Annotated in this window: 24 protein-coding genes and 1 pseudogene; 13 read left to right on the plus strand and 12 right to left on the minus strand. The window is 66.6% G+C overall.

Annotated features, from left to right (window positions below):
- Nucleotides 1–40 precede the first annotated feature (40 nt).
- The 5 genes from OG405_RS07645 to OG405_RS07665 form a co-directional block, all read right to left on the minus strand.
- A complete protein-coding gene (locus OG405_RS07645; RefSeq protein ID WP_327150915.1) occupies nucleotides 41–1,426 on the minus strand; it encodes an NADH-quinone oxidoreductase subunit D in 1,386 nt (461 codons plus the stop codon).
- Nucleotides 1,426–2,151, minus strand: a complete 726-nt coding sequence (locus OG405_RS07650; RefSeq protein ID WP_327150916.1) for an NADH-quinone oxidoreductase subunit C — start codon at nucleotides 2,149–2,151, stop codon at nucleotides 1,426–1,428. The genes OG405_RS07645 and OG405_RS07650 overlap by 1 nt, the downstream gene beginning before the upstream one ends.
- Nucleotides 2,148–2,702: a NuoB/complex I 20 kDa subunit family protein gene (locus tag OG405_RS07655; RefSeq protein WP_058855699.1), complete on the minus strand. Its 555-nt coding sequence runs from the start codon at nucleotides 2,700–2,702 to the stop codon at nucleotides 2,148–2,150. Before OG405_RS07655 ends, OG405_RS07650 begins: the two co-directional genes overlap by 4 nt.
- 65 nt (nucleotides 2,703–2,767) lie before the next feature.
- Nucleotides 2,768–3,148 carry an NADH-quinone oxidoreductase subunit A gene (locus OG405_RS07660; protein WP_058855812.1) on the minus strand — a complete coding sequence of 127 codons (381 nt, stop codon included), beginning with the start codon at nucleotides 3,146–3,148 and terminating at the stop codon, nucleotides 2,768–2,770.
- A 281-nt stretch (nucleotides 3,149–3,429) separates the two neighbouring features.
- Nucleotides 3,430–3,765: a hypothetical protein gene (locus OG405_RS07665; protein ID WP_327152263.1), complete on the minus strand. Its 336-nt coding sequence runs from the start codon at nucleotides 3,763–3,765 to the stop codon at nucleotides 3,430–3,432.
- A 253-nt stretch (nucleotides 3,766–4,018) separates the two neighbouring features.
- Between OG405_RS07665 and OG405_RS07670 the strand changes: the two genes are divergently transcribed.
- Nucleotides 4,019–4,426, plus strand: a complete 408-nt coding sequence (locus OG405_RS07670; RefSeq protein ID WP_327150917.1) for an NUDIX hydrolase — start codon at nucleotides 4,019–4,021, stop codon at nucleotides 4,424–4,426.
- A gap of 39 nt (nucleotides 4,427–4,465) precedes the next feature.
- Here the strand turns inward: OG405_RS07670 and OG405_RS07675 are convergent, their stop codons facing one another.
- Genes OG405_RS07675 through OG405_RS07690 form a run of 4 tightly spaced genes read right to left on the minus strand, consistent with a single transcriptional unit; the run spans nucleotide 4,466 to nucleotide 8,267 of the window.
- The gene (locus OG405_RS07675; RefSeq protein WP_036512093.1) at nucleotides 4,466–5,050 is read right to left on the minus strand and encodes a GTP-binding protein; all 585 of its coding nucleotides are present in this window, start codon (nucleotides 5,048–5,050) and stop codon (nucleotides 4,466–4,468) included.
- Between the two features lie 10 nt (nucleotides 5,051–5,060).
- On the minus strand, nucleotides 5,061–5,435 hold the full coding sequence (locus OG405_RS07680) for a DUF742 domain-containing protein (RefSeq protein ID WP_327150918.1): 375 nt from the start codon (nucleotides 5,433–5,435) through the stop codon (nucleotides 5,061–5,063).
- A 39-nt stretch (nucleotides 5,436–5,474) separates the two neighbouring features.
- Nucleotides 5,475–5,888 carry a roadblock/LC7 domain-containing protein gene (locus OG405_RS07685; protein ID WP_327150919.1) on the minus strand — a complete coding sequence of 138 codons (414 nt, stop codon included), beginning with the start codon at nucleotides 5,886–5,888 and terminating at the stop codon, nucleotides 5,475–5,477.
- Nucleotides 5,889–8,267, minus strand: coding sequence for a sensor histidine kinase (locus OG405_RS07690; RefSeq protein ID WP_327150920.1), 2,379 nt, complete (start codon nucleotides 8,265–8,267; stop codon nucleotides 5,889–5,891).
- 116 nt (nucleotides 8,268–8,383) lie between these two features.
- On the opposite strand from OG405_RS07690, the pseudogene OG405_RS07695 reads away from it, so the two are divergent.
- A pseudogene (locus tag OG405_RS07695) lies at nucleotides 8,384–8,647 on the plus strand (aldehyde dehydrogenase family protein); the annotation flags it as partial.
- Between the two features lie 11 nt (nucleotides 8,648–8,658).
- Here OG405_RS07695 and OG405_RS07700 read toward each other — a convergent pair.
- The 3 genes from OG405_RS07700 to OG405_RS07710 form a co-directional block, all read right to left on the minus strand.
- Complete coding sequence (locus tag OG405_RS07700) at nucleotides 8,659–9,099, minus strand: DUF779 domain-containing protein (RefSeq protein ID WP_327150921.1); 441 nt, start codon at nucleotides 9,097–9,099, stop codon at nucleotides 8,659–8,661.
- A gap of 294 nt (nucleotides 9,100–9,393) precedes the next feature.
- Nucleotides 9,394–9,702, minus strand: a complete 309-nt coding sequence (locus tag OG405_RS07705; RefSeq protein WP_327150922.1) for a hypothetical protein — start codon at nucleotides 9,700–9,702, stop codon at nucleotides 9,394–9,396.
- 159 nt (nucleotides 9,703–9,861) lie between these two features.
- On the minus strand, nucleotides 9,862–10,500 hold the full coding sequence (locus OG405_RS07710; protein ID WP_327150923.1) for a TetR/AcrR family transcriptional regulator: 639 nt from the start codon (nucleotides 10,498–10,500) through the stop codon (nucleotides 9,862–9,864).
- 123 nt (nucleotides 10,501–10,623) lie between these two features.
- Between OG405_RS07710 and OG405_RS07715 the strand changes: the two genes are divergently transcribed.
- From OG405_RS07715 to OG405_RS07765, 11 genes are all read left to right on the plus strand, one after another.
- On the plus strand, nucleotides 10,624–11,715 hold the full coding sequence (locus tag OG405_RS07715) for an SDR family oxidoreductase (RefSeq protein ID WP_327150924.1): 1,092 nt from the start codon (nucleotides 10,624–10,626) through the stop codon (nucleotides 11,713–11,715).
- The gene (locus OG405_RS07720) at nucleotides 11,715–11,915 is read left to right on the plus strand and encodes a hypothetical protein (RefSeq protein ID WP_327150925.1); all 201 of its coding nucleotides are present in this window, start codon (nucleotides 11,715–11,717) and stop codon (nucleotides 11,913–11,915) included. The genes OG405_RS07715 and OG405_RS07720 overlap by 1 nt, the downstream gene beginning before the upstream one ends.
- A gap of 294 nt (nucleotides 11,916–12,209) precedes the next feature.
- Entirely contained in the window at nucleotides 12,210–13,751 is a 1,542-nt protein-coding gene (locus OG405_RS07725; RefSeq protein ID WP_327150926.1) for a flavin-containing monooxygenase, read from the plus strand.
- 133 nt (nucleotides 13,752–13,884) lie between these two features.
- Nucleotides 13,885–15,258, plus strand: a complete 1,374-nt coding sequence (locus OG405_RS07730; protein WP_327150927.1) for an FAD-dependent oxidoreductase — start codon at nucleotides 13,885–13,887, stop codon at nucleotides 15,256–15,258.
- A 133-nt stretch (nucleotides 15,259–15,391) separates the two neighbouring features.
- Complete coding sequence (locus OG405_RS07735; protein ID WP_327150928.1) at nucleotides 15,392–16,501, plus strand: PP2C family protein-serine/threonine phosphatase; 1,110 nt, start codon at nucleotides 15,392–15,394, stop codon at nucleotides 16,499–16,501.
- Nucleotides 16,502–16,704: 203 nt separating this feature from the next.
- On the plus strand, nucleotides 16,705–17,010 hold the full coding sequence (locus OG405_RS07740) for a hypothetical protein (RefSeq protein ID WP_327150929.1): 306 nt from the start codon (nucleotides 16,705–16,707) through the stop codon (nucleotides 17,008–17,010).
- A gap of 159 nt (nucleotides 17,011–17,169) precedes the next feature.
- Nucleotides 17,170–17,880 carry a response regulator transcription factor gene (locus OG405_RS07745; protein WP_327150930.1) on the plus strand — a complete coding sequence of 237 codons (711 nt, stop codon included), beginning with the start codon at nucleotides 17,170–17,172 and terminating at the stop codon, nucleotides 17,878–17,880.
- Between the two features lie 3 nt (nucleotides 17,881–17,883).
- Complete coding sequence (locus tag OG405_RS07750) at nucleotides 17,884–18,945, plus strand: HAMP domain-containing sensor histidine kinase (protein WP_327150931.1); 1,062 nt, start codon at nucleotides 17,884–17,886, stop codon at nucleotides 18,943–18,945.
- 109 nt (nucleotides 18,946–19,054) lie between these two features.
- Nucleotides 19,055–19,666, plus strand: coding sequence for a diaminobutyrate acetyltransferase (gene ectA, locus OG405_RS07755; RefSeq protein ID WP_327150932.1), 612 nt, complete (start codon nucleotides 19,055–19,057; stop codon nucleotides 19,664–19,666).
- Nucleotides 19,663–20,922, plus strand: coding sequence for a diaminobutyrate--2-oxoglutarate transaminase (ectB, locus tag OG405_RS07760; protein ID WP_327150933.1), 1,260 nt, complete (start codon nucleotides 19,663–19,665; stop codon nucleotides 20,920–20,922). The genes ectA and ectB overlap by 4 nt, the downstream gene beginning before the upstream one ends.
- Before the next feature lie 14 nt (nucleotides 20,923–20,936).
- Nucleotides 20,937–21,332 (plus strand): ectoine synthase, encoded by a 396-nt coding sequence (locus OG405_RS07765; protein WP_327150934.1) that lies wholly within the window; start codon nucleotides 20,937–20,939, stop codon nucleotides 21,330–21,332.
- The last annotated feature ends 14 nt before the right edge of the window (nucleotides 21,333–21,346 follow it).

Consider the following 21,346-nt stretch of genomic DNA (forward strand, 5'->3'; position numbering starts at 1 on the left):
TGCGATTCGCGGAGGCCGCAGCGAAGGCGGAGGTATCGCATCATCGGTCCACACCGCCCATGACCGGATCGATACTGGCGACGGCCGCGATCACGTCGGCGACCATGCCGCCCTCGCACATCGCTGCCACGGCTTGCAGATTGGTGAAGGAGGGATCGCGATAGTGCACGCGATAGGGCCGGGTGCCACCGTCGCTGACCATATGGACGCCGAGCTCCCCGCGCGGGGACTCCACCGCCGTGTACACCTGTCCCGGCGGGACTCGGATGCCCTCGGTGACGAGCTTGAAGTGGTGGATGAGCCCCTCCATCGAAGTGCCCATGATCTTGCCGATATGCCGCGGGGAGTTACCCAGGCCGTCGGGGCCCAGTTCCAGATCGGCGGGCCAGGCGATTTTCTTGTCCGCCACCATGACCGGTCCCGGGCGCAATCGGTCCAGGCACTGTTCCGCGATCGCCAGGGACTGCTTCATCTCCTCGATCCGGATGAGGTAACGGCCGTAGCAATCGCAGGTATCGGTGGTGGGAACGGTGAATTCGTAGGTGTCGTAACCGCAGTAGGGCATGGCCTTGCGCAGATCGTGAGGCAGCCCGGTGGACCGCAGGACCGGTCCGGTGATGCCGAGTGCGATGCAGCCGGTCAGATCGAGGTAGCCGATGTTCTGGGTGCGGGCCTTGAAGATCGGGTTGTGGGTGAGCAGGTGCTCCATATCGCGCAGGCGTTTCGGCATCAGCGCCAGCAGGTCGCGCACCTTGGCCACCGCGTCGCCGGGCAGATCCTGGGCGATACCGCCGGGCCGGATGTACGCGTGGTTCATCCGCAGGCCGGTGATGTTCTCGAAAACGTCGAGGATCAGTTCGCGTTCCCGGAAGCCGAACAGCATCGGAGTGAGGGCGCCGAGCTCCATACCGCCGGTCGCCAGGGCCACCAGATGTGAGGAGATGCGGTTGAGTTCCATGAGCAGCACGCGGATCACGGTGGCGCGCTCGGGGATATCGTCGGTGATACCCAGCAGTCGCTCGACACCGAGGCAGAACGCGGTCTCGTTGAAGAACGGGGACAGATAGTCCATCCGGGTGACGAAGGTGGGGCCCTGGGCCCAGGCCCGGAATTCGAGGTTCTTCTCGATACCGGTGTGGAGGTAGCCGATACCGCAGCGGGCCTCGATCACGGTTTCGCCCTCGATCTCGAGGATGAGCCGCAGTACACCGTGGGTGGACGGGTGCTGCGGGCCCATATTGACGACGATGCGTTCCTCACCCGCACCGCGCAGGGCGTCGGCGACCTCGTCCCAGTCCTGTCCGGCGACCGTCAGCACTTGCGCGGTGCCTTCCGGGCCGGTCGGGTCGGTCGGCGAGTGCTCGGTTCGGGAGTTGTCGTTGTCCGGCCCGCCGGATACTCCGGGCCGGTAGTCGGTCTCGCTCATCAGCTGTACGCCCTCCGCTCATCGGGCGGCGGTATCCGCGCGCCCTTGTACTCGACCGGTATCCCGCCGAGCGGGTAGTCCTTGCGTTGCGGATGGCCGCGCCAGTCGTCGGGCATGGTGATGCGGGTCAGTGAGGGATGCCCGTCGAAGCGGATACCGAAGAAGTCGTAGGTTTCCCGCTCGTGCCAGTCGCAGGTGGGGTACACGCGGTACAGCGATGGGATGTGCGGGTCGGCGTCCGGCGCGGATACCTCGAGGCGCAGGCGGCGGCCGTGTGTGATCGAGATCAGGTGGTACACCGCGTGCAGTTCGCGGCCGGATTCGTCCGGGTAGTGCACACCGCTGACGCCGAGGCACAGCTCGAAACGTAGCTCGGGATCGTCGCGCAGTGCCCGCGCCACCGCCACCAGATGGTCGCGGTCGATATGCAGGGTGAGTTCGTCCCGGTCCACCACGATCTTCTCGACGGCGGCGTCGAACCCGGCGCCGCCGGCCAGCGCCCCGCGCAGCAGCTCGACCACCGTATCGAAATAGGCGCCGTAGGGAGGGGCGCTGCCGCCGGGCAACGCTACTTTGTGCACCAGGCGGCCGTAGCCGGAGGTGTCGCCGCTGCCGGAGATCCCGAACATGCCCCGGCGCTCTCCGATGACCTCGTCGGTGGAACCGATCGGCTGCTCGGGTTCTACAGCGCGGCTGTCGGTGGACTCGGGGTGGTCGGTGCTCATCGCAGCAGACCTTCCATTCGGATGGTCGGGGTGGCCGCCAGGGCCGCCTGCTCCGCGGCCCGGATCGCCTCGGTCCGGTTCACGCCCATCGGTGTCGCCTGGATCTTCTCGTGCAGCGCGAGGATCGCGTTGAGCAGCATCTCCGGCCGCGGCGGGCAACCCGGTAGGTAGATGTCGACGGGTACCACATGATCCACGCCCTGGACGATGGCGTAGTTGTTGAACATCCCGCCGGAGGATGCGCACACCCCCATTGCCAGTACCCATTTCGGCTCGGTCATCTGGTCGTAGACCTGGCGGAGGACCGGCGCCATCTTCTGGCTGACCCGTCCGGCGACGATCATCAGATCGGCCTGCCGCGGCGAGGCACGGAAGACCTCCATCCCGAAACGCGCCGAATCGAATCTGCCACCGCCGGTGGCCATCATCTCGATGGCGCAGCAGGCCAAGCCGAAGGTGGCCGGCCATACCGACCCCTTGCGCATATATCCCGCCATGGCTTCGACTGTGCTGAGCACGAAACCACTGGGCAGTTTCTCTTCCAAACCCATGTCCGACTACTCCCTGGGTATCTGCCCGCGCCGGGGCGCGGTGCGGCTGATCGGAGGTTCGCGGCTCAGTCCCAGCTGAGGCCGCCGCGCCGCCATTCGTAGGCGTAGGCGACCGAGACATTGACGATGAACAACGCCATCGCGGCCAGGCCGAACACCCCGAGCGCATCGATATGGACCGCCCACGGGTAGAGGAACACGATCTCGATATCGAAGATGATGAACAGCATCGCGGTGAGGTAGTACTTCACCGGAAAGCGTTGTCCGGTAATACTTCCCGCGCCACCGGCGGTGGCGTGCGGTGTCGGTTCGATACCGCATTCGTAGGCCTGTAGTTTGGCGCGGTTGTAGCGTTTGGGGCCGATCAGTCCGGCGATCAGGATCGAGATCACCGCGAACGCGGCGGCTACCGCGCCGAGGACCAGTATCGGCAGTTCGGTGTTCACGACTGCGCTTCCCCTCCTTGCGAACTGGAACCCCGCGGTGGTGCCACCGGGTTCCGCGAACGGGGTCGGGCGGTCGATGGATTGGCCCGCGCCGCCGAATCGTCCCCGAATTCGCGAGTGGGCTGGGGGAAGGATTAGGCGGCGCGGGTCATATGTCATCTCCCGCGCTCATGTGAGCTACAGCACAGCCTACAACCGTTGTGGCAGGGCGAACACGGATTCATCGACCGCTTTGATCGAATTCGCGACTGAGATTTATGAGCGAAAGAACCTAATCGCCGTCAGGCTGCAGGGCTCCGGCGGAGTAGATCGACCACGATCTCGGTGAGTCGCAGCGGGTCGATCGGATGTGCGGCCACGGCTTCGGCTCGGGACCAGTTCGCCAGCCAGGCATCGTCGGCGCGCCCGGTGAGCACGATGAGCGGCGGGCAGTCGTGGATCTCGTCTTTGAGCTGTTTGGCCAGGCCCATCCCGCCCACGGGGGCGGATTCTCCGTCCAGCACGGCCAGATCGGCGGCGCCGGCGTCCATTCGCTGCAATACCACCGGGGCCGTGGCCACCTCGAGGTACTCGAGGGGCGGTAGGTCCGGATGCGGGCGGCGCCCGAGCGCCAGCATCACCTGGCTCCGGGTGTCGGCGTCGTTGCTGTAGACCAGGACCCGCAGCGCGGCGGGAGGATTCGCATCGGCCACGTCCGCATGGTACGTCCGCGACCACGCGTTCCGTGGCAGCTTGGCCGAGATCGGCCTGCGAGCGGCTCAGGAAGGCGGTTCGGCGACGGCACCCGGCCGCCGGCATGCGGCCGCGGCCGGTCGGAACGAAGGCGGTGGTCTGCTGGGACGAACGCGGTAGTCCGCCTAAGCTGACCGCGTGACAGACGAGCTGGTCGGGAAACTCATCGATACGGTCGCCTGGGTCCTCATCGAGGACGGGCGGATCCTGTGTGCGCGTCCGCGTGGCAAGGATGTGTTCTACATTCCGGGCGGGAAACGCGAAGCCGGGGAATCCGACGAGCAGACGTTACTGCGCGAGATCACCGAAGAGTTGACGGTCGCCCTGGTTGCGGAAACTGTCGCGCCGGTGGGGGTCTACGAAGCGGTCGACGGCGCGTTGCGGGTGCGGATGAGCTGCTACCGCGCGGATTATCGTGGCACGCTCGCCGCGAGCAGCGAGATAGCCGAACTCGACTGGTTCGGCTACCGTGACCGGCCCCGGGTACCACCGGTGGATCAGCTGCTCTTCGACGAACTCCATGCGGCGGGGCACCTGTCACACTGACCCCCGGTGGGCGGAGCCGGGTGGCTCCGCCGTACCGGTCTACTTGGTCGTGAGGTTCGGGCGGGTGGCCCGTTCGATGAGATGCTCGATGAGGCTGAGCAGCACATTCTTCGCCGAGACTCGGTCGCGCGCATCGCACAGCATCACCGGGATGGACGGATCGAGATCGAGCGCGTCGCGGACCTCGTCGATCGTGTATCGCGGCGCGCCGTCGAAACAGTTCACCGCGATCAGGAAGGGCAGGCCGCGCCGTTCGAAATAGTCGATGGCGGCGAAGGAATTACCCAGCCGCCGGGTATCGGCCAGGACCACCGCGCCCAGCGCTCCCCGGGCCAGTTCGTCCCACAGGAACCAGAAGCGGTCCTGACCGGGAGTGCCGAACAGGTACAGCACCAGGTCTTTGTCGATGGTGATCCGGCCGAAGTCCAGCGCCACCGTGGTGGTGGTCTTGGACTCGACACCGGACAGATCATCGATGCCGGTACTGAGTTCGGTGATCATCTCCTCGGTACGCAGCGGTGGGATCTCGCTGATCGAGGCCACCATAGTGGTCTTGCCCACGCCGAAACCACCGGCGATGAGGACCTTCACCGACGCAGCAAGTGCCGGTGCCCCGGGGTCCATCCGGGCAGGGTCAAATTTTTCGGATTCCATCCAGTACCGCTCGCAATATGTTGAAGTCGCCGGGACCGGACTCCATCTGCACGGGAGCCCGGAAGATCAGATGGCCGTCACCGATCAGATCTCCGACGAGAATCTTGGTCACCGCCAGCGGCAGTTTCAAGGCGGCTGCCACCTCCGCCACGGTTTGTGCTCGCGTGCACAGGTGCACGATATCGATGTACTCGGGTTCGGTCCGGCGCAACGGCGGGGCACCACGAGCTTCGACCACGACAGTGAGCATATCCAGGTCGTGTCCCGCGCCCACAGTACGACCCTTGGTGATGGCGTACGGCCGCACCAGAGGTCCCGCGTCGTCGTCGAACCAGGGTTCCCGCTGCCCGGTCATGCCCGTATACCCGTCATCGCGTCTTTGCTGTTCCCGCGGTTACTTGGGTTCGGCCCCGGCCCCACCGCGGGAGCCGGTCGACAGATGGCTGCCGACCCGCTGGACGGTGAGGTTCATCTCGTAGGCCACCATGCCGAGATTGGCGTCCGCAGCGGCCTGTACGGCGATGCAGGCGTTGTCACCGGCCGAGGTGACGAACAGGACGGCGCGATCGAGTTCGATCACGGCCTGCCGCACGGCACCACCTTCGAACCGCGCGCCGGCGCTGCGCGCCAGACCGTGCAGGGTGGACGACATCGCGGCGAAATGCTCCGCCTCGGTGCGGTCCATTTTCGAGGAGTGGCCCAGCAGCATTCCGTCGGTGGACAGTACGACTGCGAGGCGGACCCCCGCGAGTCGCTCGACGAGGTCGTCGAGCAGCCAGTTCAGGTCACCTTGTGTGGAAGTGGACACTTAGCCTTCCTGTTCATCCGGGGATGCGCCGTCCGACACCGGGTTCCCGGCACCGGATTCTGCGGCGGGCAACGGCCTGCGACCCTGCCGGGTGCCGTTTTCGATCGCCGCCATCAGATCCCGGGCCTGTTCGGCCGAACGGGCCCGCGCCGTTGCGGTCTGGGGGGCGTCCGAAACTTCTGGTCGCGGTGCGACTTTAGCCTGCCTGCTGCGGCGGGGTAAAGCCGGACGACCGTCGGGCAGCACGGCCGTTTCGGCGGTCGTCTCCGCGGCTTCCGGCCGGGTATCCGGCGCCGCGGTCACCGCACCGGCCGGCTCGTCGACGGGGTCCGATTCCCCGGGCCGGTCGGCGAGCAGTGTCGCGATCGCGGAGGTTTCGGGAAGGGGCTCGGTTCGGTTCTCCGGCCCGCCGTCCGGACCGGTCGACGCGGGTCGCAAACCGGTCAGCGGGGTCGTTTCCTGGGCTGGATCGGTCAGCAGCGTACCGGGCACGATGACCACTGCCCGGACACCGCCGTATTCCGATTCCCACAGCCGCACCGAGACGCCGTGGCGGGCCCCCAGTTGTGCGACGACGAAGATACCCAGCCGCGAGTCCTTCTGCAGGGACGCGACCTCGAAATTCGGCGGGTTCTCCAAGAGTTCGTTGAGCCGGTCGCGGTTGTCCTCGGGGATCCCCATGCCCTGATCGGTGATCTCGACGGCCACACCCTTGCCGATGACCGAACCGGTGACCTGGACCCGGGACTGCGGCGGGGAGAACGAGGTGGCGTTGTCGACGAGTTCGGCGAGCAGGTGGATGAGGTCGCCGACAGCGTTGCCGGCGATCCGGAGCTCGGGGAGTCGGGCCAGTCGCACCCGTGTGTAGTCCTGCGTTTCTCCGACCGCGCTGCGTACCAGGTCGACCAGGGGTACCGGAGCACGCCACTGCCGACCGGGCTTCCCGCCGCCGAGGATGGTGAGGTTCTCGGCGTTGCGGCGTTCGCGGGTGGCCAGATGGTCGAGTTTGAACAGGATGTCCAGCATTGCCGGGTCCTCTTCGCGCCGTTCGGCGTCGTCGAGTATCTCGAGCTGTTTGTGGACCACGATCTGGCTGCGATGGGCGATGTTCAGGAAGATCGCCCGGACACCCTCCTGAGTGCGGGCCTCGGTGATCGCGGCGTTGACAGCCACGGCGTGGGCGTGCTCGAAGGCGGTGGCCACGGCGCCGAGTTCATCGCGGCCGAAGTCGAGCTTCGCGGCGGCCTCGGTTTCGTCGATGTCCTCTCCCGCGCGCAGGCGTTCGAGCATATCGGGTAGCCGCTCGTCGGCCAGTGCCAGCGTATGGTCGCGCAATCGGACCAGGCGGTGGATGAACCGGTTGGCCAGCACCAGCGAGACCCCGAAGACCGCTGCGGAGACCACCAGCACCGCGAGGCCGATCAGCAGCGACTGATTGGTGGTCCGGGCCGCCGCGTCCAGCGAGATCTCTTGCATGAGCCGGTTCTGGTCGTCCCAGAGGTTCAGCATTTCCTGGTTGACGTGGTCGGCCGCCGCCTGCCAGGCCGTCAGCTGGCCCGGGGTGAGCCCGGTGGTGGTGGCCGCGGAATCGGCGCCAGGGACGCTGCGTGCGATGAGGGTGTTCTCCGTGCGGTCCAGGAGCCGCCACTCCGGGCTTTCGACCAGGGCACGCAACCGTTCGCCGATCTCCGGTTCCAGTTGGGTGGCCAGTAGCGTGGTCTCGACGTGGTAGAAGCCCGTTTGCTGGATGTATTCCTCGGGCAGTGCCACGGGATTACCGGTGCGCAGTGCCGCGCCGGCCAGGGCGTGGCTGCGTGAGGCCGCCTCCAGTGCGTGCATGATGCGGGAGACGAGGCTCAGCTGGCCGACCGCCTCCGGATTCTGTTCGAAGGTGTTCGAGAGCTGGGCGCCGATACTGAAGGCGTCGAGGACCCGGACATAGAAGGTATAGGCGTCGCCGGTCGGCACCGCGCGGGCGTCGACAGCGCTGCGGATATTGCCGAGCTGCTGAGTGAGGGTAGTGAAGGAACCGACGTCGTCGGTGATCTCCTCGGGCTGTAGCTCCTGGATCCGCTGTGCTCCCGTGGCCAGTTCACGCAGTGCCTGTTCGGTGTCGGGCCGGACGGCAGCGAGTGCGGCGGCCGCACTGGGGTCACCGGCCAGCTGCGCCAAAGTGAGGCGGCGCTCGTTCTGGACCACCTCGTAGACATCGCGAGTGGGGCCCGAAACCTCGCGTAACGCCTCGGTCACCTGCCGGTTGTGCTGTCCCTGGTCGATCAGATAGCCCGTCGCACCCACACCGGCCACCAACAGGGTCAGACTCGGGATGAGTGCGATGGCCAGGATCCGGGCGCGGACACCGAGCCTCGCTCTGAACATCGCCACAAAGTAGCCGTTCACCAGGTTTCTTGCACATCGAATCCCATTGAACAGGACTCACTTTGACACCGATCCGGCATATATGGAGTGGCGTCGCGGTAGTCGGCCGGTTCACCCTGCGAAGATCAGTCCTCACCTCGCGGCCACCCAGTGTGATCGAGGAGGTTTTCACCGGGCGCCCGCTGGGTTCGGTACCGGTCGGTACGGCCGAGGACGTCGTCGCGGCCGGTTCCCGGGCTCGCGCCGCGCAGATCCATTGGGCGGAGCGTCCGGTATCCGAACGCGCCCGGGTACTGCACCGGTACCGGTCGCTGATCGTGGCGCAGCGCGCGGCGTTGATGGATGTGATCCAGGCCGAAACGGGTAAGGCCCGCTGGGCGCGCCTGCCGGTTCAGCCGGTGGTGCCGCGGCCGCCTCTTCTGCGGCCGTCGAGGGCGGCGGTTTCCGCGGCACTGAGCCGGCGGGCGCGGAGCAGGAAGATCGCGGATCCTTCCGAATCCGGCCCGCCGGTGGATTCGCTGCCCGGCGCCGGACCGGCGTCGGCGGGGACATCCACGGTGAGGTGTTCGCGTTCGAAGCGGGTATACGCGGCCGCGCTCATCCACAGCTCGGTATGCCACGCCAGGCGGCCGAAGAGCGTATCGCCCTCGGCGGCACGGAAATCGCGGATCGGCAGCCAGGCCGGCTGTGGTTCGGTGAGGTCGCGGTGCGGAAGGTACAGCAGGATCGGTCCGTGCTGTTCGATCAACTCGCGTAGCGCGTTGCGGGCGCGATCGGTCACCGCGACCCGGTCGCTGCGATATGCCATCAACAGCCCCGTGTGCTGCGGCACCGCGGTGGCGCTACCGAATAGATTCGATGAAACATATCGCTCCCTTGCACATCGCGTCCGGCCCCGAGTCGAACAGGGCCCGGTAATCCGGTCCGCCGCTGTCCGATACGCCGGCTCACGGCGGCCGGCACTTTTGCGAACACATTCTTGCGTATTGCGCGCGCCGGAGCGAGAGGGTGTCCATGGTTCGCCGAAAACGACTGTGGTATGGCGCTGTTCCGGTCGGTGCCGTCCGGCGCCGCGGTGGTTTGCCCGCAGCGCCGGTGACCGATTTCGAATCTACTGTGCTGCAGTCTATTTCCGAATGAAGATACCGGCGACGTCGGCCCGCTCGATCGGAGTGTCGGCATTGGCCTGGACGCTGCACAACGCATTGACCGCCGCGATGGACAGATCCACGTTCGTACCGGTCGGTTCCCCGCCCCGCTGCTCCTCCAGGAACTTGGTGATGGTGACGCGCTGAGTCTTCTGGTCCTGCTGGACGTACTCGCGGCACGGCGTATCACCGCCTTTGTTCATCACCCGCTCGATCTCGGTACAGCCGGCCAGTGCGAGCACGGCGGCCGCGATCATCAGGCCTGCGCGGGCTTTCGTGGCGTTCATCGAAAACAATCCTCCTGGTCGGCTCGGGTCGGCAGCAGGCAGACCCGGGTCCGGTCCACTCTATTCCGGGCATACCCCGTCATCCGGGCCGGTATCAGAGGTGGCGTATCGGGCCGAAGAGCTGTGGCTGATCCGGGAAGGCCGCGCTGACGGATCGGGTCACCGCGGCGGCCGGGTCGGCGGTGGCCCTTCGGTGCCGAGGAAACCGGTGATGCCGTCGAGAACCGAATCGACCAGGGCCGTTGCCGTGGTGTCGAAGAGGCTGCCGCGCTTGTCGAGTTGACCGTCGAGCCACAGTGATGCGAGGCCGTGTCCGAGTGCCCAGAGCGTGACGGTGGTCGGCGCGGCGCGCTCCGGCGCGAGTTCACCGGTGGCTACGCAGGCAGCGACGGCGTCGGCCAGCACGCCGAACGCGGCTTCGCCGGCGTCGCGGGTATCGGGATGCTTCTCCGGCTGCGACAGCTCCGGGCGGAACATGAGCCGGAAATAGCCCGGTTGGTCTCTGGCGAAGCGGATATAGCCCTGTTCCAGCGCGACGAGTGCCGAGCTGGGGGACTCGGCTGTGGCGCGGGCGGCGGTGAGCTGGTCGGTGAGCAGCCGGAATCCCTGGGTGGCGAGGTCTGCCAGGAGTGCGGCGCGATCGGCGAAATGGTGATAGGGGGCGCCGGAACTCACCCCGGCTTCCCGGGCGACCCTCCGCAGGCTCACCGCCGCGATGCCCTCCGTTTCGATGAGCCGCAGACAAGCGGCCAGCAGGGCCTCGCGAAGGGCGCCGTGGTGGTAGGAGGTCCGGGTCACCTTCTGAGGGTAAGCGAGTTGCGTTCGTTGCCCGGATCGGGGCTGGACAGCAGATCTATGCAATGCTTAGATTAACTGAGCACCGTTTAGATAATTTGCCCTCCGACACCGGGACAGGTGGAAATGAACACACGGGTACTCGTTACCGGCGCGACGGGATTCGTCGCCGGTCATGTCATCGTCGAACTTCTGGATCACGGGTACGCGGTCCGTGGCACCGTGCGCGACCTCGCCGATACCGGCAAACGCGCGCACCTTGCGGAGTACGCCACCCGGGTGGGCGGCGACCTCGAATTCGTCGCGGCCGATCTGAACGCCGACGACGGCTGGTCCGAAGCCGTTTCCGACTGTACGCAGGTGTTGCATGTGGCATCACCTTTCCCGTCGGCCCCGCCCGACAATGAGGGCGAGTTGATCCGCACCGCAGTGGACGGAACGCTGCGGGTGTTACGGGCGGCGGCTGACGCTCCCGCGGTGCGGCGGGTGGTCTTGACGTCCTCCATCGCCGCAATCGCCCACGGTCACCTGGACGATGGGATCCGGACCGAGGCCGATTGGACCGTCGTCGAACGTAGTCCCGCTTATCAGCGCAGTAAGACGCTGGCCGAGCGGGCCGCTTGGGAATTCGCCGAGTCGCTGCCCACGGTGCGGGGTCTCGAACTGGTGGTGGTGAATCCGGGAATGGTTCTCGGGCCGCTGCTGGCACCGGAGACGAGTACATCGCACGAGCCGGTGCGCCGACTGTTGGCCGGCGCCGTCCCGGGGTCGCCGCGGGTCGGATGGTCGGTGGTGGATGTCCGGGATCTCGCGGTCGCGCACCGTCTGGCGCTGGAGACAGCGGGCGCGGCCGGCAATCGATACATCTGCGCCGGTGAGCATGTGTGGATGCAGGATATGGCGCGAGTGCTGGCCGCGGAGTACGGACCGCGTGGGTTCCGGATCGCCACCCGTGCTCTGCCCAGCCCGCTGGTGCGCCTGGTGGCGGTGTTCGACCGCGGGCTGCGGCTCACGGTCCCGGCGCTGGGGAAGATCGAACGGGTGAGTGCCGCTCGGGCCCACCGGGAACTGGGGTGGACGATGCGGCCGGTGGGGGTGACGGTCCGGGATACGGCGGAGAGTTTGCTGCGAGAGCGGATCGTGCCCCTGCCGGGGAAGGTCGCTTCCGCTCCGGATGGGCGTCGCGTTCCCCGCGACCGGGGCATGAGGAGCGCGTAATGCTGATCGCGACAGTGTTGATCACCCTCGGCGCGCTCGGGCGCCGGGCCCGGAACGGTCGGCGGCCCCGGGGTGGTGAGTCGATCCGGTCGCGTGACCGGGCGGCGGGTTTCGCCGGGTGGCGAGGTGTATCGGTGGCGGCATCGGCTGCGGTCGTCTCGTTCGCCGGTGTGGCGACTGCGGCGGTCGTCTGCAGTTGAGTCCCCGTGATGTCGTGCGACCGGTTGTCCGGGTACGCCGCACGCTGGTCGTTCAGCGGCCCGCGCGGTGCTCGCGGTTCATTTCGATCAGTTGGCGGGCCGATGCGGCGAGCAGTGATTCCAGCAGCGGAAGGCTGTGTTTTAGATCATAGGAAGGTGGTATAGCGGGGTTCCGTCGGGACTCGGGGTCGACAAAGTGTCATGTACTCTCGGTTACGCCTAATGGCGGTTACACCTAAAAGGTGTGTTTGCCGCGGTTGGCGACGACCCCGGGACGAGCAGACGAGGAACGCAATGACGCGGCATGTCGACGTATTGATCATCGGAGCCGGTCTGTCCGGTATCGATGTGGCCTGCCACCTGGAGAAAGAGAAAACCCGCCGCAGTTACGCGGTGCTGGAGCGCCGCACCGCCGTCGGCGGGACCTGGGACCTGTTCCGCTACCCGGGCATCCGCTCCGACTCCGATATGTACTCCTTCGGCTACGGTTTCCGGCCGTGGCGCGGTACCCGCATGCTCGCCGACGGCGCCGGTATCCGCCGCTACATCGGCGAAACCGCCGACGAATACGGAGTGACACCGAATATCCATTTCGGTCGCAAGGTCGTCTCGGCACACTGGTCCACCCCGGACAACCGATGGACCGTGCGGGTACTCGACGAAGCGACCGGCGCCGAGGAAACCTGGACCGGCACCTTCCTGGTCGGCGCCACCGGCTACTACGACTACGACAACGGTCATCGTCCCTCGTTCCCCGGCGAGGACGCGTTCACCGGCCGGATCGTGCATCCACAGCACTGGCCCGAGGATCTGGACTACCGCGACAAGAAGGTGGTCGTGATCGGCAGCGGTGCCACCGCCATCACCCTGGTGCCGTCGATGGTCGGCGAGGCCGCGCACGTGACCATGTTGCAGCGTTCGCCCACCTATATCGCCTCCATCCCCGGCGAGGACCCCGTCGCGCTCGGGATGACGAAGGTCGGCTCGCCCGCCGGGCTCACCTACCGGGTCGGCCGGGCCCGCAATATCGCGGTCCAGCAGGCCAGCTACCAGCTGTCGCGCCGGCAACCGAAGCTGGCCCGGCAGATGTTCCTGAAATGGGTGCGGATGGCGGTGGGTGCAGGCGTGGACATGCGCCACTTCACCCCTGAATACGCACCGTGGGACCAGCGCCTGTGCGTGGTACCGGACGGCGATCTGTTCAAGGCGTTGCGGCGGGGTGACGCTTCGGTGGTCACCGATACCATCGAGACCTTCACCGAGACCGGAATCCGGGTTTCCTCAGGTGAGGAGATCGAGGCCGATATCGTCGTGACCGCCACCGGACTGACCATCCAGATCCTCGGCGGTGTCACCCTCGAAGTCGACGGTGAACCGGTCGTGACCCGGGACCGGGTCATGTACAAGGGTTCGCTGCTCGACGGGGTTCCCAACGCGCTGATGGTTCTCGGATACACCAATGCCTCCTGGACCCTCAAAGCCGATCTGGCTGCCGAGTACTTCAGCCGAGTGCTCAACCGGATGCGCGACAAGGGATACACGCGGTTCGTGGTCCGAGCCGAGGCTTCCGATCGTTCCGAAGTCTCGGTGATGGGCGGCGCGCTGAGTTCCGGCTATATCCAGCGCGGCGACGCGGTAATGCCGCGTCAGGGTACCGGGGGCCCGTGGAAGGTGGTCAACAGCTATTTCCGGGACCGCGCCTACCTGCGCAAGAGCCCGATCGAAGACGGCGTCATGACCTTCACCGACAACGACGGCGCCGAAACCGCCATCTCCGGGCACCGATCCGGTGGCGCCTTGGGCCGGTTACCGCTGATCGGCACCCGGTCCGCCTGACACGCGTAACTCGGTTCGCTCGACGATGTCGGAGAGCTCCCGGGTGGGGCATCGGTGGCTCCGGCGCCGGTGCCACCACGGGGTGGGAGCCGGTCCGGGTATCACCCGCCCCTCGGCTGGGTAGTTTGATCTCATGACCGAGCGGTTGGTGATCGTCGGCGGTGATGCGACGGGAATGTCGGCTGCCGCCCAGGCGCGGCGTTTCCGGGAGACCTCGGATCTGGAGATCGTAGTGTTCGAACGTGGGCACTTCACCTCCTACTCGGCTTGCGGTATCCCGTACTGGGTGGGCGGCCATGTGCGCGCGCGTGACGACCTCATCGCCCGCACGCCCGAGGAGCACCGGGCCCGCGGTATCGATGTCCGGCTGCGCAATGAGGTCGTGGAACTCGATGTGGCCGGCGGGCGGTTGCGGAGCCGCGACTCGGCCACCGGCATCGAGACCTGGACCGATTACGACCACCTCGTCCTGGGGACAGGCGCGCGGCCGATCCGCCCCCCGCTGCCCGGGATCGACGCACCCGGAGTCCACGGGGTGCAGACGCTCGACGACGGCGAGACGCTGATCGCGGCGCTATCGGCCGGTACCGGCCGCCGGGCCGTCGTGGTGGGGGCCGGTTATATCGGCGTCGAGATGGCCGAGGCGCTGATCCGGCGCGGATACCAGGTCACCATCGTGCACAGCGGCCGTGAGCCGATGTCGACGCTGGACCCGGATATGGGCGCGCTGGTGCGCGAGGCGCTGCGCGGTCTGGACGTGACGGTGATCGGCGACAGTGCGGTCACCGAGATCCGTACCGGGGATGACGGCCACGCCCGGGCGGTGGTCGCTGCCGGACGCGAATATCCGGCGGATGTGGTTGTTCTCGGGATCGGCGTGGTTCCCGAGACGACGCTCGCCGAGGCGGCCGGATTGCCGCTCGGTGACCACGGCGGCTTGCTGACGGATACGGCCCTGCGAGTGATCGGGTACGAGAACATCTGGGCGGGCGGGGACTGCGTGGAAGTGCTGGATCTGGTGTCCGGGATGCGCAGGCATATCGCACTCGGGACCCACGCGAACAAGCACGGTCAGATCATCGGCGCCAATATCGGTGGCGGTTATGCGACCTTCCCCGGCGTGGTCGGCACCGCGGTCAGCAAGGTATGCGATCTCGAGGTGGCGCGAACGGGCCTGCGGGAGAAGGACGCGCATGCTGCGGGCCTGCAATACGTTACGGCCACGATCGAATCCACCAGCCGTGCCGGATATCTCCCTGATGCCCCGCTGATGACGGTCAAGATGTTGGCCGAACGGTTCACCGGCAGACTGCTCGGGGTGCAGATAGTGGGTCGCGAAGGCGCGGGTAAGCGGGTCGACATCGCCGCGGTGGCATTGACCGCGAGAATGACGGTGGCGCAGATGACCACACTGGATCTGGGGTACGCGCCACCTTTCTCGCCGGTATGGGATCCGGTGCTGGTAGCGGCGCGCAAAGCGGTGCGTGCGGTGGGGGAACGCGGGTGAACTCGCTCGCCGACATGCCGCGTACTATCTTCGATCGTCAGTACGGAACGGGTCGAACGAAGGGGGACGGTGTGCGGACCCGGGATATCCGGAATCGCGAGCACCGGAAACTACTCATGAATGTGGCGGCCGGATGAACCCTGACGCGAACGCCGGAGGCGCCGACCCGGCGGAATTTCTCGATGCGGTGACCGAACCGGTCCCGCGGGTACGGGAAACGATGGATACCCGCCGCCGCGCCGCGGCCGCCGAGGCCACGGTGCCGCGGCAATCGCTGGTCTCCGGTATTCATCGGGTCGCACTGCCCGACGACGAATTCGCCGAGGTGGTCTGTGTGAACTGCGGGACGCAGAGCCGGGGTCCACGCTGTCCCGCCTGCGAGCATCCGCATCGTGTCCAGGATCGGTTCGAGGCCGATCTGGGTGTGGTGGGCCTGGTCACCGATCGTGGAATCCTGCACGCGCGCAACGAGGACGCCGTGGCAGCCGCGGTCGTACCCGATGACAAGGGGCAGCCGGAGATCATCGTGCTGGTGGTCTGCGACGGAGTCTCGTCGTCGCCGGATCCGCAGGCCGCCTCGGGCACCGCCGCGCGGACCGGGGCGGATGCCTGTCTGGCGGCGCTCGCGGGCGATCGGACCGCCGAGGAGGCCAGTGCCGCGGGGATGGCGGCGGCGTCGGAGGCGGTCCGTAATCTCGTCGGCCCGGACGGGGACGCGCCGTCGTGCACCTATGTCTCGGCGATCGTGCGCACCGAACCCGGAGGCCGGATCTCGGTGACTGTGTCGAACATCGGCGACAGTCGCGCCTACTGGCTGGCGGCCGGTGAGCCGGCCGCCGAGCAACCGGCCCGGCCCGGCCATCCGGCGCCGCTCGTGGGTTCGCAGAAACTCACCGTCGACGACTCCTGGGCGCAGACGCTGGTCGAGGCCGGCGCCATGGACGAGCGGGCCGCCATGGCCGATCCTCGGGCACATACGTTGATGCGCTGGCTGGGGGCCGATGCCGGTCAGCAGCCCTGGTCCGCGGACAGTATCCGCACCTATTTCGCGGATGGTTCCGGTGTGCTGCTGCTGTGCACCGACGGGCTGTGGAACTATCTCCCCGGCCCGGCCGAGCTGGCCGAGCGTGCGCTCGGTGTGTCGATCGCGGAGGGCGCGCGGGTACTCGTCGACTACGCCGTCGTCTGTGGTGGTAGCGATAACATCACGGTCGCGCTGATGCCGATCCCCTTCGCCGGGTGATCCGGTAACCGGCCTGGGCAAACTCTGGGCAATGTGCGGGATCGGACATTCCGCCGTCGGCCGGTGCGGCGTCTCCAGCGGACATCTCGGTGTCCGCTGTGTTTGCAAGAGTGCGAAGTCGGGTACAACACGGGAAAGCCGGTGCGAATACCGAAGGTCGCACCGGAGAGAGCACGTACGCACCTACCGCAAGGAGGTTCGTCATGAAGGGTGGCCTGTCCGCGGCTCCCGGAACAACCATGGTCACCACGAATCATGAGGTCATCCGCCAGTGGGCTCAGCGGCGCGGTGCGAATCCGGCGACTACGCCCGGCAGTCAGTACGACGGCGAGGTGGGGGTTCTGCGTCTGGACTTCCCGCACTACGGTGGTGCCGTCCTGCAGCCGGTCGGCTGGGCCGACTGGTTCGCCACGTTCGACGCGCGGAAACTGACCTTCCGATACCAGGAATTACGTGCCGATGGGACACCCAGCAATTTCTTCCGCCTGGAACGCGCGGGTGACATCTGAACGTGAGGCATTTCACTCCGGGGGTTTATCCGGCAGGCCTTCTGGCTATTCGTATAACCGAAAGGTTGCTCGAGTAAGCTGAGTAGCGGGCTGTCGCGTCGGTACGGGGATGCGAAACCCGCGCCGCGGCACGCCACGTGCGTCTGCAAGGGATGAATATTGAGCGCGAACCTGATGATCGTGGAAGACGACGACCGGGTCAGAGGCGCCCTGCGTCTGGCCATGGAGGACGAGGGCTACGACGTCGCGGAGGCTGAGGAAGCCGAGGCCGCGCTCATTCACCTGCGCACTTTCGGTGTGCCCGATGTGATGATCGTCGATCTGATGCTCGGCGGGATGGACGGGTTCACCTGCATTCGCGAGATCCGCCGTGACCACGACGTCCCGATCATCGTGGTGAGCGCCCGCGACGACACCCACGATGTGGTGGCCGCCCTGGAGGCCGGCGCGGACGATTTCGTCACCAAGCCCTTCGAGATCAAGGAGATCACTGCTCGGATGCGGGCGCTGCGCCGACGAGCGCGGCTGTCGGTAGAGCGGGATATGCCGATCGAAGTGGTCCTCGACGCCGACCCCGTCCTTCCGTTGATCCTGTCCCCGGACGGGGGCTCGGTGCGCCGCGGCGGCGAGGCGATCAACCTGACCATCACCGAGTTCCGGTTGCTGTGCGAACTCGCCGAGGCGCCGGGCCGCGTCCTGAGCCGTGATGCCCTGCTCGAGCGCGTCTGGGATCGTGGATTCTTCGGCGACGAGCGAATCGTCGACGTCCATATGCGCCGGTTGCGCACCAAAATCGAGCGGGATCCGTCCGACCCGCAGATCGTGGTCACCGTTCGTGGCCTCGGTTACCGGCTGGACGTGCAGCGCTAAGTCATGGGCAGCGCGACGAGCGCGACTCGTATCGGCCTCGATGCGGGTGGCTGGGGCCTGCGCAGCCGGGTGACGACCGCATTCGCGGCGTCCTCCGGTCTGATGGCGCTGGCTCTGGTCCTGGGGGTGTTCGCCGTCATCAGTGACGAGAGCCGGACCTTCAGCGATCGGATCCAGCACCGCCCTGTACTGCTGCTGGGATGCGCCATGGTCGCCGCGCTGGTCGGTGCCGCAGTCGGCGTCTGGGTGAGCCGTCGGATGCTCAAACCGCTGCACGACGTCGCCGCTGCTGCTGCGCTGATCGCCTCCGGTGAGCTGGACACCCGCTTGCCGCACAGCAACGACCAGGATCTCGCGAGCACGGTCGATTCGTTCAACCGGATGGTCGAATCGTTGCAGCGGCGGATCGACCGGGAGCACCGGCTCTTCGGTGATGTCAGTCACGAACTGCGTACCCCGCTGACGACGCTGACCACCGCGGTGGATGTACTGAACCGGTACCGCGAGGAAATGCCGCCACGTTCGCGGCGGGCGCTGGAGTTGGTGAGCGCCGAGGTCGACCACCTCCGTCGGCTGCTCGACGATCTGCTGGCGCTGGCCCGGGTCGAAGCCGGGATGCACCACGGGCCCGCGGACCCGGTGTCGGTGGGCGAACTGGTCGCGCACACGCTGCACGACAGCCACCGTCCGGCGCGATTACTCGACGTCCGGGACGATGTCACCGTCCGCGGTCGTAAGCTCGAACTCGAGCGTGCGGTGGTGAACCTGCTGAAGAATGCCGACCGCCACGGCGGGGGCGCGGTCGCGGTCACAGTGCGCCGCGACGGCGGTGACGCCGTCGTGGAGGTGGACGATGCGGGGCCCGGAGTCGCGCCGGTGGACCGCGAGCGCATTTTCGAGCGTTTCGCGACCTCGCGTACCGGCCGCCGTTCCGCTACCGGTGGAACGGGTATCGGCCTGGCATTGGTCGCCGAGACCGTAGCCATCCACCACGGCCGGGTGGAATGTGACGAGCGTCCCGGTGGGGGAGCACGTTTCATCATCCGACTTCCGGTTATTCAATAGGAGGGTGTCACTTAACAAGCCTGTAACACGATCGTAAAGAACTCGACCAGGTCACCTCAACGTCAATTCGTAAGCCTGGAAAAGTACTGCACGCAGACATCGGAGTTGTATGTCTTTACAAACTGAGTCCACGCAGACCGCCGGCGCCGCCGGCACCGGCTCGACCGCTTCTGCCGCGACCGATGCGGAGCCCGCCAGTACCAGCGTGGTCCTGCGCGCACCGCGGATCACCGATGCCTCGCGACTGTGGCAGATCGCCGACGAGTCGCAGGTTCTGGACGTCAATTCGAGCTATGCCTACCTGCTGTGGTGTCGCGATTTCGCCGCCACGTCGGTGGTCGTCGAGAGCGAAGGCCGAGTCGTCGGCTTCGTGACCGGCTATTCGAGACCCGAAGCACCCGACACCCTGTTCGTCTGGCAGGTTGCCGTGGACGCCGACCAGCGTGGTCGCGGCCTGGGGGTCGCCATGCTGGACTGGCTGGTTTCCACCGTCACCGCGCCCGGTCATCCGACCGGCGGCGCCGTCGAGGCGCTGGAGACCACCGTTTCCCCCGATAATCCTGCCTCGATCGCCATGTTCGCCTCGCTGGCTCGCCGCCGCGGTGCCGAGATGGTGCGCAGCGAACTGTTCGAACCGGATGTTTTCCCGGACAGTCACGCAGCCGAGGATCTATACCACATTTCCCCGATCGCCCGTAAATCCGAAAGGGATCACTCATGATTGCCGCTGAAACTACGATCTTCGACGAAATCGAATCGAATGTCCGCGGCTACTGCCGTTCCTGGCCGACAATCTTCACCACCGCGCAGGGCGCCTGGTTACGCGACGAGGCCGGTAAGGATTTTCTCGATTTCTTCGCCGGGGCGGGTGCGCTGAACTACGGCCACAACAACCCGATCCTGAAATCCGCGCTGATCGACTACATCGCGGGCGACGGCATCACGCACGGCCTGGATATGTCCACGGTCGCCAAGCGCAAATTACTGGAAACCGTCCGCGACACCCTGCTGGCTCCGCGCGGCTTGAACTACAAGGTCCAGTTCCCCGGCCCGACCGGCGCGAACGCAGTCGAGGCGGCTCTCAAACTGGCTCGCAAGGTGACCGGTCGCCAGACCATCCTGAGCTTCACCAATGCATTCCACGGGATGACCCTGGGCGCGCTATCGGTCACCGGTAACGCCATGAAGCGCGCGGGCGCCGGTGTACCGCTCAACCACGCCACCCCGATGCCCTACGACGGGTACTTCGACGGCACCACCACCGACTTCCTGTGGATGGAGCGGGTGCTCGACGATTCGTCATCCGGCCTGGACCGTCCGGCCGCCGTCATCGTGGAAACCGTGCAGGGTGAGGGCGGGGTGAACCTGGCCCGCGACGAGTGGCTGCGGCATCTGGCCTCGCTGTGCTCGGCCCGCGGCATTCTGCTCATCGTCGACGATGTCCAGATGGGCTGCGGCCGGACCGGCCCGTTCTTCTCCTTCGAATCGGCCGGTATCACGCCCGATATCGTGACTCTGTCCAAGTCGATCGGGGGCTACGGCCTGCCGATGGCGCTGGTGCTGCTCAAGCCCGAGCACGACGTGTGGTCACCCGGTGAGCACAACGGAACCTTCCGCGGTAACAATCCGTCTTTTGTGACCGCGCAGGTGGCGCTCGAGCACTATTGGTCCGATGATGTATTGGAGAAGTCCACCCTCGCCAAGGGCAAGCGGGTGGCCGCGGCGCTCGAGGAGATCGCCGCGGCCGTGCCGGGGGTGTCCACTCGGGGCCGCGGCCTCGTGCACGGGCTGGTCTTCGAGGACGCCTCGCAGGCCGGGAAGGTGTGCCAGGTCGCGTTCGACCGCGGACTGTTGACCGAGACCTCGGGCGCGTCCGACGAAGTCGTCAAACTGCTGCCGCCGCTGACCATCGCCGATGACGAACTCGATCAGGGTCTGCTCATTCTGAGCGACGCCGTCGAAACCGTCAGCAGCTGAAAGGGATTATCCAGATGATCGTGCGCACCACCGAAGAAATCACCGGCACCGACCGCGATGTGGGTGCCGAGAGCTGGCGCAGCAAGAGGATCGTGCTGGGCGGCGACGGGGTCGGGTTCTCGTTCCACGAGACCACCATCCAGCCCGATACCACCCACGTCTTCCACTATCAGAACCATGTGGAAGCGGTCTGGCTGGTCGAGGGCGAAGGCACTCTCACCGACCTGACCAACAACCGCACCTACGAGCTCGCCCCGGGCACCATGTATTTGCTGAACGGGCACGAGAAGCACGAGGTGCGGACGCGGACACGGATGCGGATGCTGTGCGTGTTCAATCCTCCTGTCACCGGGCAGGAGGTGCACGACGAGAACGGCGTTTATCCGTTGATCGCCGTTCCGGCCGACTGAGAGGAAGGACGAAC

This window comes from Nocardia sp. NBC_01329 (assembly GCF_035956715.1).
Classification (GTDB): domain Bacteria; phylum Actinomycetota; class Actinomycetes; order Mycobacteriales; family Mycobacteriaceae; genus Nocardia.

Bases quoted from the DNA above. Each gene is read 5' to 3' on its own strand.
- ectB (WP_327150933.1), top strand. From the start codon at position 19,663: ATGATTGCCGCTGAAACTACGATCTTCGACGAAATCGAATCGAATGTC.
- ectA (WP_327150932.1), top strand. From the start codon at position 19,055: ATGTCTTTACAAACTGAGTCCACGCAGACCGCCGGCGCCGCCGGCACC.
- OG405_RS07720 (WP_327150925.1), top strand. From the start codon at position 11,715: ATGCTGATCGCGACAGTGTTGATCACCCTCGGCGCGCTCGGGCGCCGG.
- OG405_RS07765 (WP_327150934.1), top strand. From the start codon at position 20,937: ATGATCGTGCGCACCACCGAAGAAATCACCGGCACCGACCGCGATGTG.
- OG405_RS07750 (WP_327150931.1), top strand. From the start codon at position 17,884: ATGGGCAGCGCGACGAGCGCGACTCGTATCGGCCTCGATGCGGGTGGC.
- OG405_RS07690 (WP_327150920.1), bottom strand. From the start codon at position 8,267: ATGTTCAGAGCGAGGCTCGGTGTCCGCGCCCGGATCCTGGCCATCGCA.
- OG405_RS07680 (WP_327150918.1), bottom strand. From the start codon at position 5,435: ATGACCGGGCAGCGGGAACCCTGGTTCGACGACGACGCGGGACCTCTG.
- OG405_RS07715 (WP_327150924.1), top strand. From the start codon at position 10,624: ATGAACACACGGGTACTCGTTACCGGCGCGACGGGATTCGTCGCCGGT.
- OG405_RS07665 (WP_327152263.1), bottom strand. From the start codon at position 3,765: ATGCTGGCGCTCGGGCGCCGCCCGCATCCGGACCTACCGCCCCTCGAG.
- OG405_RS07650 (WP_327150916.1), bottom strand. From the start codon at position 2,151: ATGAGCACCGACCACCCCGAGTCCACCGACAGCCGCGCTGTAGAACCC.
- OG405_RS07675 (WP_036512093.1), bottom strand. From the start codon at position 5,050: ATGGACCCCGGGGCACCGGCACTTGCTGCGTCGGTGAAGGTCCTCATC.
- OG405_RS07730 (WP_327150927.1), top strand. From the start codon at position 13,885: ATGACCGAGCGGTTGGTGATCGTCGGCGGTGATGCGACGGGAATGTCG.
- OG405_RS07735 (WP_327150928.1), top strand. From the start codon at position 15,392: ATGAACCCTGACGCGAACGCCGGAGGCGCCGACCCGGCGGAATTTCTC.
- OG405_RS07705 (WP_327150922.1), bottom strand. From the start codon at position 9,702: ATGAACGCCACGAAAGCCCGCGCAGGCCTGATGATCGCGGCCGCCGTG.
- OG405_RS07740 (WP_327150929.1), top strand. From the start codon at position 16,705: ATGAAGGGTGGCCTGTCCGCGGCTCCCGGAACAACCATGGTCACCACG.
- OG405_RS07645 (WP_327150915.1), bottom strand. From the start codon at position 1,426: ATGAGCGAGACCGACTACCGGCCCGGAGTATCCGGCGGGCCGGACAAC.
- OG405_RS07725 (WP_327150926.1), top strand. From the start codon at position 12,210: ATGACGCGGCATGTCGACGTATTGATCATCGGAGCCGGTCTGTCCGGT.
- OG405_RS07655 (WP_058855699.1), bottom strand. From the start codon at position 2,702: ATGGGTTTGGAAGAGAAACTGCCCAGTGGTTTCGTGCTCAGCACAGTC.